Source organism: Polaromonas sp. JS666, assembly GCF_900103405.1.
Classification (GTDB): Bacteria; Pseudomonadota; Gammaproteobacteria; order Burkholderiales; family Burkholderiaceae_C; genus Polaromonas.
Genome location: NZ_FNHX01000011.1, coordinates 1 through 14,110, shown reverse-complemented (window position 1 = coordinate 14,110; position 14,110 = coordinate 1). Strand labels below are relative to the sequence as shown.

14 protein-coding genes are annotated in these 14,110 nt (G+C 64.0%); 10 read left to right on the top strand and 4 right to left on the bottom strand.

The features are described from left to right. Window positions 1-5 precede the first annotated feature (5 nt). From BLQ85_RS20380 to BLQ85_RS20365, 4 genes are all read left to right on the top strand, one after another. The gene (locus BLQ85_RS20380) at window positions 6-614 is read left to right on the top strand and encodes a septal ring lytic transglycosylase RlpA family protein (RefSeq protein WP_074579778.1); all 609 of its coding nucleotides are present in this window, start codon (window positions 6-8) and stop codon (window positions 612-614) included. 138 nt (window positions 615-752) lie between these two features. Continuing rightward, on the top strand, window positions 753-1,406 hold the full coding sequence (locus BLQ85_RS20375) for a GbsR/MarR family transcriptional regulator (protein ID WP_074579776.1): 654 nt from the start codon (window positions 753-755) through the stop codon (window positions 1,404-1,406). A 2-nt stretch (window positions 1,407-1,408) separates the two neighbouring features. Beyond that, a complete protein-coding gene (locus BLQ85_RS20370; RefSeq protein ID WP_074579775.1) occupies window positions 1,409-2,824 on the top strand; it encodes a cytochrome ubiquinol oxidase subunit I in 1,416 nt (471 codons plus the stop codon). Continuing rightward, a complete protein-coding gene (locus BLQ85_RS20365; RefSeq protein ID WP_074579774.1) occupies window positions 2,817-3,848 on the top strand; it encodes a cytochrome d ubiquinol oxidase subunit II in 1,032 nt (343 codons plus the stop codon). The genes BLQ85_RS20370 and BLQ85_RS20365 overlap by 8 nt, the downstream gene beginning before the upstream one ends. Before the next feature lie 143 nt (window positions 3,849-3,991). On the opposite strand, the gene BLQ85_RS20360 is transcribed toward BLQ85_RS20365, so the two are convergent. From BLQ85_RS20360 to BLQ85_RS20350, 3 genes are all read right to left on the bottom strand, one after another. Then, window positions 3,992-6,064 (bottom strand): protein kinase domain-containing protein, encoded by a 2,073-nt coding sequence (locus BLQ85_RS20360; RefSeq protein ID WP_074579773.1) that lies wholly within the window; start codon window positions 6,062-6,064, stop codon window positions 3,992-3,994. Between the two features lie 8 nt (window positions 6,065-6,072). Further along, window positions 6,073-8,058: a sensor histidine kinase gene (locus tag BLQ85_RS20355; protein WP_074579772.1), complete on the bottom strand. Its 1,986-nt coding sequence runs from the start codon at window positions 8,056-8,058 to the stop codon at window positions 6,073-6,075. Window positions 8,059-8,232: 174 nt separating this feature from the next. Beyond that, a complete protein-coding gene (locus tag BLQ85_RS20350; RefSeq protein WP_074579770.1) occupies window positions 8,233-9,195 on the bottom strand; it encodes a 23S rRNA (adenine(2030)-N(6))-methyltransferase RlmJ in 963 nt (320 codons plus the stop codon). A 205-nt stretch (window positions 9,196-9,400) separates the two neighbouring features. Between BLQ85_RS20350 and rplM the strand changes: the two genes are divergently transcribed. The 6 genes from rplM (at window position 9,401) to mdtD (ending at window position 13,694) form a co-directional block, all read left to right on the top strand. After that, complete coding sequence (gene rplM / locus BLQ85_RS20345) at window positions 9,401-9,829, top strand: 50S ribosomal protein L13 (protein ID WP_007867557.1); 429 nt, start codon at window positions 9,401-9,403, stop codon at window positions 9,827-9,829. 10 nt (window positions 9,830-9,839) lie between these two features. Then, the gene (rpsI, locus tag BLQ85_RS20340; protein ID WP_007867568.1) at window positions 9,840-10,232 is read left to right on the top strand and encodes a 30S ribosomal protein S9; all 393 of its coding nucleotides are present in this window, start codon (window positions 9,840-9,842) and stop codon (window positions 10,230-10,232) included. Window positions 10,233-10,454: 222 nt separating this feature from the next. After that, the gene (locus BLQ85_RS20335) at window positions 10,455-11,162 is read left to right on the top strand and encodes a DUF6776 family protein (RefSeq protein ID WP_074579768.1); all 708 of its coding nucleotides are present in this window, start codon (window positions 10,455-10,457) and stop codon (window positions 11,160-11,162) included. Between the two features lie 54 nt (window positions 11,163-11,216). Then, window positions 11,217-11,618 carry a bactofilin family protein gene (locus tag BLQ85_RS20330; protein ID WP_074579766.1) on the top strand — a complete coding sequence of 134 codons (402 nt, stop codon included), beginning with the start codon at window positions 11,217-11,219 and terminating at the stop codon, window positions 11,616-11,618. A gap of 170 nt (window positions 11,619-11,788) precedes the next feature. Continuing rightward, window positions 11,789-12,154: an iron-sulfur cluster insertion protein ErpA gene (erpA, locus tag BLQ85_RS20325; protein ID WP_007867577.1), complete on the top strand. Its 366-nt coding sequence runs from the start codon at window positions 11,789-11,791 to the stop codon at window positions 12,152-12,154. Between the two features lie 118 nt (window positions 12,155-12,272). Then, on the top strand, window positions 12,273-13,694 hold the full coding sequence (gene mdtD / locus BLQ85_RS20320; protein WP_074579765.1) for a multidrug transporter subunit MdtD: 1,422 nt from the start codon (window positions 12,273-12,275) through the stop codon (window positions 13,692-13,694). A 199-nt stretch (window positions 13,695-13,893) separates the two neighbouring features. Here the strand turns inward: mdtD and BLQ85_RS24705 are convergent. Then, a partial coding sequence (locus BLQ85_RS24705; RefSeq protein WP_217631834.1) for a hypothetical protein occupies window positions 13,894-14,110 on the bottom strand: 217 nt, incomplete at its 5' end.

The following is a 14,110-nucleotide window of genomic DNA, read 5'->3' as shown; positions in this document are numbered from 1 at the left end:
CACCCATGCGCGAGGGTGTGGTCCGCAGTCTTTGTGCCGCCGTTGCGGCAGCCTTGATCGCCATGCTGGCGGCCTGCACGACGGCGCCGACCGCGCCCATCGGCCCCCGCGCGACAACACCCCGGCCCGCACCGGCGCCGCAGCGTGATGCGCCCGGCCAGGCCGTCGATGAAGTGCCGGCGCCTGTCCCCCTGACCGAGCGGCCCCGCCCCGAACTGCTGGGCGGCGAGGTGCCGCGCGAATTCCAGCGCGGCACCGCCTCCTGGTACGGCCCGCGCTTTAACGGCAGGCGCACCGCGAGCGGCGAGCGTTTTGACATGCGCGAGTTCACCGCCGCCCACCGCACGCTGCCCTTCGGCACCCTGGTGCGCGTGCACAGCCTGGTCAACGGCCGCGACGTGGACGTGCGCATCACCGACCGCGGCCCCTACGCCGGCAACCGCATCATCGACCTGAGCCGCGCCGCGGCCGAAGAGCTGGGCATGCTGGGCATGGGCTTCAAGGAGGTGGTGCTGCTGGTGCCGGAGTCCACGCCCGAGGTGGACGTGGCGCCGCCGCCGGCCCGAAAACCGGCGCGCAAGCCGCGCCGCGTTTCGCCCGCCAGCCGGCGCTAGCGGCCTGTACCGCCGTCAAGCGGCGCCTGACCAACCGGCTCGCAGGGTTAATCCAAGGCGGCATCTGCAACAGTGGTTTCAATTTATTAGAATTTCAGTAATTCCTGAAAATTCAATAAATCAAAGAGGCCCGGCGCCATGAATCTTCCTCCCCTGACCCAGCGCTTTGTCCTGCATTTCGGCGAAATGGGCAGCCGCTGGGGCATCAACCGCACCGTGGGGCAGATTTATGCCCTTCTTTATGTGTCCCCCCGGGCCCTGAATGCCGACGAGATCGGCGAAGCGCTGGCGTTCTCGCGCTCCAACGTCAGCATGGGACTCAAGGAGCTGCAATCGTGGAACCTGGTGCGGCTGCAGCACCTGCCGGGCGACAGGCGCGAGTACTTCCAGGCGCCTGAAGACGTCTGGGCGATCTTCCGCACCCTGGCCGAGGAGCGCCGCAAGCGCGAGATAGACCCGACGCTGTCCATGCTGCGCGATGCGCTGATGGAGCACCCCTCGCACGCGGACGACATCCACGCCCAGGCGCGCATGAAGCAGATGCACGATTTGATCGAGCTCATGACCGGCTGGCTGGCCGACGTGCAGAAAATGGACTCGGCCACGCTGGTGAGCCTCATGAAGATGGGCGCCAAGGTGCAGAAGCTGCTGGAGATGAAAAACAAGGTCGCCGGCAGCATGAAGGCCGGTTTGACAGGCCGCGCGGCATCCCCCACAGTGGCAGCCACGCCTTCCGATGCGCCTGAACCCGCGGCGGCGCCTGCCAACTTTCCCGATGACACCAGGAGTTGACGATGGACGGACTTGACGCATTCCTGTTGGCCCGCATCCAGTTCGCGGCCAACATCACTTTCCACATCCTGTTCCCGACCATCAGCATCTCGCTGGGCTGGGTGCTGCTGTACTTCAAGCTGCGCTTCGTCAAAAGCCAGGACCAGTACTGGATGGACGCTTACCAGTTCTGGGTGAAGATCTTCGCGCTCACCTTCGCGCTGGGCGTGGTCAGCGGCATCACCATGAGCTTCCAGTTCGGCACCAACTGGCCGGGCTATATGCAGAAGGTCGGCAACATCGCCGGGCCGCTGCTGGCCTATGAGGTGCTGACGGCCTTCTTCCTGGAGGCCACCATGCTGGGCGTGATGCTGTTTGCGCGCGAACGCGTCAGCGAAACCATGCACACCGTGGCCACCCTGCTGGTGGCGGGCGGCACCACGCTGTCGGCCTTCTGGATCCTGGCGCTCAATTCGTGGATGCAGACGCCCGCGGGTTTTGAAATGATCAACGGCCAGGCGCATGTCGTGAGCTGGCTGCAAGTCATCTTTAACCCGTCCTTCCCCTATCGCCTCATCCACATGCTGCTGGCCTCGGGGCTCACGGTGGCCTTTCTGGTGGCGGGCGTGTCGGCCTACCGCTGGCTGCGCGAGGACCGCGGGGCCGAGGTGATGGCCGGGCTGAAGACCGGTATCTACATGGCCGCGATGCTGATCCCGCTGCAAATCGTCGCGGGCGACCAGCACGGCCTGAACACCCTGGAGCACCAGCCGGCCAAGCTGGCCGCGATGGAGGGCATCTGGAAAACCGAAAAAGGCGTGCCCGCGATCCTGTTCGCGCTACCGGATGAAAAAGCCAAGGCAAACCGCTACGAAATCGCGATCCCCAAGCTGGCCTCGCTCTACCTCACACATTCGCTGGACGGCGAGGTCAAGGGCCTGGACCAGTTCGAGGGCAAACACCCGCCGGTGGCGCCGGTGTTCTGGGCCTTCCGCATCATGGTTGGCGTGGGTGTGCTGATGCTGCTGGTCAGCTGGGCCAGCGTGCTGCAGCTGGCGCCCTGGAAGAAAGACCCGGCGCGCACGCTGACAGTCTGGCACGCGCGCGTGCTCGTGGCCATGACCTTCGCGGGCTGGGTTGCCCTGGTCGCCGGCTGGTATGTGACCGAAATCGGCCGCCAGCCCTGGCTGGTGACGGGCGTGCTGACGGCGGCCGACGCGGCCTCCAAGGTGCCGGCGCCGCGCATCGCGCTGACGCTGTCGCTGTACCTGGCGCTGTATGCGGTGCTGCTGGCGTCTTATGTGTCGGTGGTGTTCTACCTGGCGCGCCATAAAAAGCATGCGGACAAGCCCTTTGGCGAGGACCGCAGCGCGGGCGAGACCGAGAAGGAACTCAATGTCGTGAACTATCCCGAAAAGGAAGGAGCTCCCCATGCTTGACCTGGCCCCCGACCTGACGCAAGCCGCCGGCTGGATGCCCATCGTCTTCCTGGTGGTGATGGGGCTGGCAATGCTGGCCTATGTGATCCTGGACGGCTACGACCTGGGCGTGGGCGTGCTGATGCGCCGCGCCAGCGACGATGACAAGGACACCATGATCGCCAGCATAGGCCCCTTCTGGGACGCCAACGAAACCTGGCTGGTGCTGGGCGTGGGCATCCTGCTCACGGTGTTCCCGCTGGCGCACGGCGTCATCCTGGGCGCGCTGTATTTGCCGGTGGCCTTCATGCTGATAGGCCTCACGCTGCGCGGCGTGGCCTTTGACTTTCGCGTGAAGGCGCGCGCCAGCCACAAGCCGTTGTGGAACCGCATGTTCTACACCGGCTCGCTGCTGGCGAGCTGGTCGCAGGGCTATATGCTGGGTTCGTTGATCACCGGCTTCGCTGCCACCTGGTGGACGATTGTGTTCAACGCTGTTATCGGCGCCGCACTGGTGGCAGCCTATTGCCTGCTGGGTTCAGGCTGGCTCATTATCAAGTCTGAAGGGGCGCTGCAGCTGCAGGCCGTGCGCTGGGCGCGCGCCAGCCTGTGGTTCACCATGGCCGGGGTGGCGGCGATTTCCATCGCCACGCCGCTGGTCAGCCACAGCATTTTTAACAAGTGGTTCTCCTTCCCCAACATCGTGTTGCTGCTGCCCATTCCCGCCGCCACGCTGGTGCTGTTCGGCGTGATCTACCGCAGCCTGCAGCGCCTGCCGGTGCGCCTGGCTCAGGGCAATGAGTACGGCGCCTGGGTGCCCTTCGGCGCCACGGTGGGCGTGTTTTTGCTGGCCTTTTACGGCCTGGCCTACAGCCTGTTCCCGTGGCTGGTAATAGACAGCCTGGACATCTGGAAGGCGGCCGCCGCGCCAGAAGCCATGGGCGTGATCCTGGCGGGGGCCGCGGTGGTGCTGCCGATGATCATCGGCTACACGGTGTTCGCTTACCGGGTTTTCTGGGGCAAGAGCACGGCGCTGAAATATTAGCCCCTCACGCTTTTTCGCTTCGCCCATGCTGGATTGAACCTGGCCTCTAAGCAGTGGGGGCCGCGGGACTGGCTTTGCCAGACCGCAGGCGCCGCCCCCTTTGAAGGGGGGAACAGGCTACACGCAGTGAGCCTGGACGGGGGTTACAAACTAATTTCAGGCGCAGGCGCCACGGCCTCGAGTTCCAGCAGGAAAGCCTCGGCGGATTCGTAGCGCTGCTCGGGGTCTTTGGCCATCAGCTTGTTGACGACGCCTTGCAGGTCGGCGTGGGTCGCCGGCAGCGGGGGCGTCTCGGCGTTCAGGTGCTTGGCCAGCAGCAACTCGAGCGACTCGGCGATGTAAGGCCTGCGCTGGGCCAGCATTTCGAACAGCATCACGCCCAGGCTGTAGAGGTCTGACTTGGCCGTCACCTTGCGGCCGGTGGCCTGCTCGGGGCTCATGTAATAGGGTGTGCCCACCACATCGCCGTGGTGGGTTTGCGTCAGGCCCATGTTTTGCGACTGCATGATGGACTTGGCGATGCCGAAATCGGCCAGCGCCACGCTGCCGTCGGCGCGCAGCATGACGTTTTCGGGCTTGATGTCGCGGTGCACGATGCCGTGCGCGTGGATGGCCGACAGGGCCTGGGCGACCTCGCGCGCGACCGTCAGCGCCTGCGGCCGTGTCAGGCTGGGGCCGAACAGGCTGCGCAGGTCGCCGCACTCGAAGTACTCCATCGCGATGTAGGCGTGTTCGTCGGTAAAACCCTGGTCGTAGATCTTGATGACGTGCGGATGGTCTATCTTGCAGAGCAGGGCGTACTCCTGGATAAAGCGCACCAGGTGCTCGGAAGCCTCCTTGCCGCGCGAATCCAGCACCTTGAGCACGATGGGCAGGCCGTCGGATTCGCGCTCGCTCAGGTAGACCTCGGTCATGCCGCCCGCGCCTATCTTGCGCGTGATGCGGTAGCCCTTGAGGCGCACCGGCTCGCTGCCGGCGTCGAAACGCAAATCCTTGAGCGCCGAGAGCTTGGAGTCAAGCGCGCCCTTGACGGCGCGCGCGGTGATGTCGGAATTGGCGCGCACCGCGTCGCTGATCTCGCGCGCGCGTTCGGTCAGGCTGGCCATGCCGTGGATCTTGTCTTCCATGGTGGTGACCAGGCCGGTGACCTCGGCCACGTCGATGGCCAGGTTCTTGCCCGGCACCACCAGCGAGGTGTGGGTTCCCGTCTGTATCCCGGTGCCGGCCAGGGCCAGGGCTTCCTCGCTGGCCATCACCGTCCAGCCCATCTCCTCGGACGCGCTTTCCAGGCGCGCGGCCAGGGTCACGGTTTCGCCCACGGGCGTGACTTCCTTGTTCTGCTGCGTGCCGAGCTGGCACAGCGTGACGGCGCCGCTGTGGATGCCCACGCCCATGGCAAAGGGCGGCAGGGCGCGCGCGCTGAAGCGTTCGTCGAGCCAGTCGCGGAATTCATGCGTGGCCAGCGCCATGGCCAGGGCGGCGGAAATCGCGCGCCGCGGGGCCGGCAGCGGCGAGCCGGTCATGGTGTCGGAAAACACGGCCATCAGGCCGTCGCCTATGAACTTGATGTGGCGGCCGCTGTTCTTGAGCACGGGCTCGGAGGCGCGTTCGAAGTACTCGGTGAGCAGCTGCGAGACTTCGGCGGCGCTGAGCTTTTCGGCGATGGAGGTGAAGTTGCGTATGCTGGCGACCAGCACGGTGGCGCTGGAGAGCTCCTCGGTCTGCGCCGTGGCCGGGATATCCATGGGGATGGAGTCGGGCTGGTCGCCGCTGATGCGGTGCGAAAAGGCCGCGCGCAGCCGCTGTTCGCCGGCCGCCACCTCGGAATCGATGGCTTCGCGCACACGCGCTTTTTTCTTGAGCTGGGCGTTCACCGCGTCCAGCAGCTCGGCGCGGCTGAAGGGCTTGGACAGGTAGTCGTCGGCGCCGGCCGTCATGCCGCGGCGCATGCTGTCGCGGTCGTCGAGCGCGGTGAGCAGCATGAAGGGGGTGTTGGCCAGTTCGCGGTCGGCGCGCACGGTGGCCAGCAGCTCGAAGCCGTTCATGCCGGGCATGCCGACGTCGGAGATGATCAGGTCGGGCCGGCTGGCGTGGGCCAGCGCCAGGCCTTGCAGGCCGTCGGGCGCGGCGGCGGTCTCAAAGCCCTCAAGCTTGAGCAGGCGCACGATGTTGCTGCGGATGGCGTCGTCGTCTTCAACGATCAGGATCAGGGTCATGTCTATCCTCAGGAGATGGGCAGGCTGACCGTGAACCGGGTGCCCGCGCCTGGCGTACTCGCCACCTCGATTTTGCCGTGGTGCAGGTCGACCGCATGTTTCACGATGGCCAGGCCCAGGCCTGAGCCCTGGCGGTTGCCCACGTTGGAGCCCCGGTGGAAGCTCTCGAACAGGCGCGGAAGGTCCGACGCCGGTATGCCTATGCCCTCGTCGCCGACCTGCAGGACCAGCTCGTCGCCGGAAGGGGTTTGCCGGCGGTCCAGCGTCAGCACCACCACGCTGCCGGGGGCTGAATACTTGCAGGCGTTGGTCAGCAGGTTGGTGCAGATGTGGCGCACCAGCCGCTCGTCGAGCATGACCAGCTGCGAAAACGCATCGTGGCCGACCGGCGCCTCGAATTCGATGGCGTGCTGGCCGGCGTCACTGGTGTGCACCTCGGTCACCAGCTTGCGGCAAAGCGCCGCGATGTCCAGCGGCCGCAGGTTGAGCCTGAGCTTGCCGGCATCGGCCTGGCCGACGGTCAGCATGTCCTCGAGCATGCCCTGCATGCGCTTTACCGCGACCACCAGGTCGGCCATGATGTCCTGGCGCTCGCGGTGCGTGATTTTTTCGCCGTAATGCTCGATGAGTTCGGCCGAGGAAAGAATCGTCGCCAGCGGCGTGCGGAATTCATGCGAGGCCATGGAGACGAAACGGGTCTTGAGTTCGCCGAGCTCGCGCTCGCGCACCAGCGCGCGGCGGGTTTCCTCGTCGGCCTCCTTGCGGCGCGTGATGTCCACATAGGTCCAGACCGAGCCGTCCTCGGGCCGGCTGCGGTCCAGCGCCGAGCCGTCCAGCTGCACCCAGATCAGCTCGCCGTTCTTGCGGCGCATGCGCGCCTCGGCCGAGAACAGACCGGTCTGCATGATCTGTGTGTAGGCCAGCGCACCCAGGTGTTCGAAGTCCTCGTCGCTCGGGTAGTGCACCCGGGTTTCCTGGCCCAGCAGCTCGGCCGGGCTGTAGCCCAGCATGGCGGCCAGCGTGCGGTTGAGCCACTGGTGGCGCCGCTCCTTCAGGAAGGTGACGCCGACGGCGGTGGTTTCCAGGATGGCTTCGCGCTGCACCAGCGCGCTCTTGAGTTCTTCGTCGAGGCGGCGGCGTTCGCTGATGTCGGACATCAGCACCAGCAGGGCCGGCTCGCCGTCCCATTCGATGCGCGTGCCGTAGATGCTGGCCCAGCCCGTGCGCAGCGAGGGCGCCATGGCCTCGCGCGGCGGCGTGATGAAACGGGCCTCGTAGGCATTGACCATGGTGCCCGACTGCATGAGCTCGCGCCGCTGCTGCACCATCAGGCGGTCGTCGGGATGGATCAGGTGCATGGAGGGCAGGCCTATGAGCACGCCGCCGAACAGCGCCTGCGCGCTGGCGTTGGCGAAGCGGACTATGCCTTTTTGCACCACCAGGATGGTGTCGTTGACGTTTTCCACCACGGCGCGGTAGCGCTCGGCGGCCGAGCGCGTCAGGGCCTCCAGCCTCTTGCGTTCGGTGACATCCTTGAGGAAAAAGAGATCCGCCGGCGCACCCTCCCAGTCCACCAGCACACCGTTGATTTCCACCCAGGAGACGGTGCCGTCGTCGCGCTGGAACCGCGCCTCAAAGGCCGGAACGACATTGCCGGCGGCGCGCAGCTTGTGCTTGCCGGAAACAAAGTCGCGGTCTTGCGGATGGATGAACTCGATCATGGGCCGGTCGGCCATGGTCTCGGCCTGCGTGCCCAGCAGGGCCAGGCAGGGCGGGTTGGCGAAGCGCAGCAGGCCGTCCTGGCCGACGCAGATGTTTTCGGTCGCGAGGTCGACCATGGTCTGGTAGCGCGCCAGCGAGGCGCTCAACTCGCGCGTGCGCAGCGCGACCCGGCGCTCGATTTCGGCTTCCGTGGCGTCTTCCTGGGTCGCGCCTCGCCCGTGGCCGGGTGCGGCCGTGGTGGCGGAAGAGCTTGGATGGGCCTGGGCGGGCATGGAAGATCGTGGTGCGCCGATGGGAAGCTGGGTCGATGGGGATCGGTGGAATGCGGGGCAGGGGAATGGGCAACCTTGCCACAACTCATTGCGGCGGTAAAGACAGGAAAACATGCGCGCCGCGCGACGCAAACCGGCTAGGCGGCGCGCGCAGGGTGCTTTCCTCTCGAATCCTCAGCCGCCGTGTTCGAGCGTGAAGCCCGCGTTGCGGTCCTGGCCCAGCAGGGCGACCATTTGCGGCAGGGCAGCCTGCAGCCCGGCCTTGAGCGTGTGCGGCGGGTTGATGACAAACATGCCGCTCGCGGGGAGCCCCGGGCGAACGACTTCACCGCTTGTATCTGTCGTTAATTTGCTTGATTTGACCGTTAAAGTGGCATTCAGCCAGCTGCGGCTGCTTTTGACGGCCAGGGTTTTGAGTTTGCGCGGCAAATCGTGCGCTTCGGGCCGTGGAATGATGGGGTACCAGACCACATAGGTGCCGGTGGCAAAACGCTTGAGGGCGTCGGCCATGCAGGCCGCCACGCGCCCGTAGTCGCTTTTCATTTCATAGCTGGGGTCGCACAGCACCATGGCGCGGCGGGCCGGTGGCGGCAAAAAGGTTTTCAGGGCTTCAAAGCCGTCTTCGCGGGCAACGGCGACCTGGCGGCCCACGCCCAGCTGTTCGATGTTGCCGGAAAGCGACTTGAAATCGGTGGGATGCAGCTCGAACAGCTTGAGCTTGTCGCGTCCGCTCAGGAATTGCTGCTCGATAAAGGGCGAGCCCGGGTAAATCTTGAGGTGGGCGATGTCGCCGGTTTCGGCGAACTGCGGGTTCAGGCCGCGCAGCAGGTCAACATAGTCCTGCAGCAGCGGTGCCAAAGCCGCTGGCGCTACGGTTTTAGGAGCGGCTGGCGCCTTTTTGGCGGGGGCGGGAGCCGCTTTGGGCTCGGACAGCAGGCGGAAAATGCCTTCCTGGGCTTCGCCGCTGGTTTCGGTGTAATCGCCGTCCAGCCGGTACAGGCCCGCGCCCGCGTGGGTGTCGATCACGGTCAGCGCCGTGTCCTTCTGGGTCAGGTACTTCATCAACGCGATCAGCGTGGTGTGCTTGAGCACGTCGGCGTGGTTGCCTGCGTGAAAGGCGTGGCGATAGGAAAACATGGCCTATCCTACCTTCTTGCCGGGGAGAAATGCCTCAAAAACGGCCGAATATTGACGCAAGTCCTTGATTTTTCATATAATCGTGGGCTCTGCAGCGCTTAGTGGTTCCGCGGCAGGGCTCGCAAATACTGCCTAAGAGGTTCTCATCAGAAGAACACCGACCGCAGAAAAGAACCCGACAAACCATTTTTTCGAAAGAAAACTCATGAAAACGTTCAGCGCAAAACCCGCTGACGTGACGCACGAGTGGTTTGTGATTGACGCGACCGACAAGGTCCTCGGACGAGTAGCCAGCGAAGTTGCTCTCCGTTTGCGCGGCAAACACAAGGCCATTTACACGCCTCACGTCGATACCGGTGACTTCATCGTCATCATCAACGCAGCCCAGCTGCGCGTCACCGGCGCCAAGTCGACCGACAAGATCTACTATCGCCATTCCGGATATCCAGGCGGCATCACTGCCACCAACTTCCGCGACATGCAAGCCAAGCACCCCGGCCGCGCTTTGGAAAAAGCCGTCAAGGGCATGCTGCCCAAGGGCCCGCTCGGCTACGCCATGATCAAGAAACTCAAGGTGTACGGTGGTGCAGAGCACCCGCATACCGCCCAACAGCCCAAAGTGCTGGACATCTAAGGAGCCATTGATGATTGGTGAATGGAACAATGGCACCGGCCGTCGCAAATCCAGCGTCGCCCGTGTGTTTATCAAAAAAGGCACCGGCAAGATCACGATCAATGACCGTGACATCCAGGTGTTCTTCGGTCGTGAAACCTCGATCATGATCTGCCGCCAGCCCCTGTTTCTGACGAACCACGTCGAGACGTTTGACATCATGGTCAACGTCCACGGCGGCGGCGAGTCCGGCCAGGCCGGCGCGGTGCGCCACGGTATCACCCGCGCGCTGATCGATTACGACGCAACGCTGAAGCCGGCCCTGAGCCAGGCCGGCTTTGTGACGCGCGATGCACGTGAAGTCGAACGTAAAAAAGTCGGTTTCCGTTCTGCTCGCCGCCGCAAGCAGTTCAGCAAGCGCTAATCCGCTTCATCCCCAAAAAAGCCGCCTGGTTTGCACCAGGCGGCTTTTTTTATGGCCCACGCGGTTTCTTTGCTTGTTTCATCTGTCTGCTGGCCCTGAAGGCGTGTGGACGGGTAAAACACCCGGATGCAAACCCTTACCTCGGTTTGCCGGGTTAATACTCGATGCGGGCCCCGTCTGCGTGCACAATGCACTCCCGAACCGAAAACCGCAGGGCCTTCCTTGAAATTTCGCCTGTTCCGCCGCCGCCTGACCATCAGTTCCCCGCGCATGTCGGTGCGCAGCTCGCTCCCCTGGCCCTTGCGCTGGATCGCTGGCGCCCTGATGCTGGGATTTTCGGGCGCCATCGCGCTGTGGGCCTTTGAGTTCGGCAAGGGCATCACCGGCACGGACAGCGGCAGCAAGGAGGAACTGGTCCTGCTGCGGCAGGAAGTGGCCAACCTGCGCGCGGACCGCGACAAGGCCCAGTCCATCGCCAACACCTCGGGCAGCCTGCTGACCGCCGAAAAAGCCGCCCAGGAAAAAATGATGAGCCAGATCCGGCAGCTGGAGGCCGACAACCGCGGCCTGCGCGACGACCTCGGCTTTTTCGAAAAACTGCTGCCGGCCGGCAGCGCTGAAGTCGCCACCATCCGCAGCCTGCAGGCCGAAAAGCTGTCCGATACCCAGCTCAGGTGGCAGGTGCTGGTCATCCAGGCCGAAAAAGCCGCCCCGAATTTCAACGGAAAACTGGACCTGACCGTCCATGGAACCCAGGCCGGCAAGCCCTGGAGCATGACTTTGCCCGGAGGTCCGCAAACTTTACAGTTCAAACAGTACCGGCGTGTGGAAGGTGTCCTCGACTTGCCACCCCAAGCCGTGGTACAAACTGTTACAGCTAAGGTCATCGAAGGAACAACGGTCAGATCCGCCCAGACCTTTAAGCTTTGAATTTCCCCCCGCCATCCCGCCCACCGCCACACCGACCCAGCACAGGAATCTTGTATGTTTGGAAAAAAGAAACAGCCGCCCATCAAAAGCCTGATTGCCCAGGGCAGCTGTATTGAAGGCAACCTGAAATTCACCGACGGCCTGCGCATAGACGGCGAGGTCATAGGCGACATCCGCGCCGCCGAAGGCGGCTCCAGCATCCTGGTGATCAGCGAATCCGCCACCGTGACCGGCTACATCCACGCCGACCACGTCATCATCAACGGCCGTGTCATGGGGCCCGTCCATGCTTCCGAGCTGCTGGAGCTGCAGCCCAAAGCCAAGATCGAGGGCGACGTCTCCTACAAGGCGCTTGAAATGCACCAGGGTGCCGTCATCTTTGGACAGTTGCGTCCCACCACACACCCCGAGCTGGAAGAAAAGCCCACGCTCAAGCTGGCGGCCAACAATATCTGAGCCAACGGGCTCAATTTGGCGAGTAAGCGCTCACAAGTAGAGCGATGCGGCCTAACACGCATGGGCGTTATGGTTGATTGAATTGCTGTACTATTTGCCCATCAGCGCCGCCAGAGCCTGAGCCCTGAATCGCGGACGCTGTTCGCCCTGATGATCAATTGGAGTTCCCCATGAGTGCCGTAGCCGAAAATATCCAGACCGACATGCCCGCGCCCTTTGTCTTCACCGACAGCGCCGCGTCCAAGGTGGCCGAGTTGATCGCCGAGGAAGGCAATCCCGACCTCAAGCTGCGTGTGTTCGTGCAGGGCGGCGGCTGCTCCGGCTTCCAGTATGGTTTCACCTTCGATGAAATCACCAACGAAGACGACACCACCATGACCAAGAACGGTGTGTCCCTGCTGATCGACGCCATGAGCTACCAGTACCTGGTAGGCGCCGAGATCGACTACAAGGACGACCTTGAAGGCGCCCAGTTCGTCATCAAGAACCCTAACGCCACCAGCACCTGCGGCTGCGGCTCCAGCTTCTCGGCCTGAGGCGCTTTCCAACGCTCCCGCTTTAAAAGCCGCCCTCGAGGCGGCTTTTTGCTGCCCGGCGATTTCCTTGCTTTGTTCCATGCGGTGAACCAAGTCCGCTATTTCCCCTCTCTCATCCATGCAGGCAGAAGAAAAATCATTGCGCGTGCTGCTCTGGCTGGTGGCCATAGGCTTCTTCATGCAGACCCTGGACGCCACCATCGTCAACACCACCTTGCCGGCCATGGCCCGCAGTTTTGGCGAAAGCCCTTTGCGCATGCAGTCGGTGGTGGTGGCCTATTCCCTCACCATGGCCATGCTGATCCCCGCTTCGGGCTGGATCGCCGACCGCTTCGGCACGCGCCGCGTGTACGTGGGCGCGATTTCCTTGTTTGTCATCGGCTCCATTGCCTGCGCAATGTCCGGCAACCTGGTGCAGCTGGTGGCCGCGCGCGTGGTGCAGGGCATGGGCGGGGCGCTGCTGCTGCCGGTGGGCCGGCTGGCCGTGCTGCGCGCTTTTCCGCGCGAGCGCTTTTTGCAGGCCATGAGCTTTATCGCGATTCCGGGCCTGGTCGGCCCGCTGATAGGCCCCACCCTGGGCGGCTGGCTGGTCGAGGTGGCCACCTGGCACTGGGTGTTTCTGATCAATATCCCGGTGGGGCTGCTGGGCGCGGTGGCGACCGTGTTCTATATGCAGGACAACCCTAAGCCGCAAATGCCGCGCTTTGACCTGCCGGGCTATCTCTTCCTGGCCTTCGGCATGGTGGCTGTCTCGCTCGCGGTTGACGGGCTGTCGGGCCTGGGTCTGAAGCAGGCCGGTGTGCTGGTGCTGCTGGTGTTCGGCCTGGCCAGCCTCACCGCCTACTGGTTGCACGCCGCTAGGCGGCCCGACCCGCTGTTTTCGCCCAAGCTGTTTTCCGTCCCCACGCTCAGCATAGGCCTGCTGGGCAATCTGTTCTCGCGCCTGGGCAGCTCATGTATGCCCTTCCTGGTGCCGCTGCTGCTGCAGGTCAGCCTCGACTATTCGCCGCTGCAGGCCGGCATGATGATGGTGCCCGTCGCTGTGGCCAGCATGCTGGTCAAGCGCGTCACCACGCCGCTGATCACGCGCTACGGCTACCGCCGGGTGCTGGTGACCAACACCGCGCTGGTGGGTTTCACCATGGCAAGTTTCGCGCTCGTCACGCCGGCCCAGCCGCTGTGGCTGCACATCGCGCAGCTGGCCTGCTTCGGCGCGGTCAACTCCATGCAGTTCACCGCGATGAACACGGTGACCCTGCGCGACCTTGACAGCACCATGGCCAGCAGCGGCAACAGCCTGCTGTCCATGGTGCAGATGCTGGCTATGAGCATGGGCGTGGCCGCCGCCGGCGCGGTGCTGGCCGCTTTCACGGGCTTTTTCGGCACCGGTGAAGCGCAGCAAACCCTGCACGCCTTCCAGGCGACCTTTGCCGCGATGGGGCTGATCACGCTGGCCTCGGCGGGAATCTTCTGGCAGCTCTCGCCGCAGGTGAGGGTGGTGAAGAAGGCTGAAGCTTCAGAGGCTTCGGGTCAGGGGTAGGTTGGCCGGGTCTTGCTCCGGCCTTGCGCGCTCTTCCTCCTCTTTCCTCTGCTGAGAGCTGCTGGCCGGGGGTAGCCCGGCAGCTACTCACTTTTCTTTTGCTTCGCCAAAAGAAAAGTAAGCAAAAGAAAAGGCGACCCTGGTTGCTGCGTCCCTCCGCTTCGCTGCGGGCAACCTGCGGTGCTCGGTCCAGCCGGGGTCAAAAACAACTCGCCTTCGGCTCAAACAAGTTTTTGCCCTGATCCGTCTGGCCCTGCGCTCCTCGGCGCATCCACAAGGGGGTGGGGACAGGAATACCAAACAGCCGAAGACAGAAACCCGAATACCTGAAGAAACAAGGACACGCCATGGCGTGTCCTTGTTTGTATTTGTCTTCTTGGTTTTCTGTCCCCGCTCCCGATTGCCCCGTCCTGGCT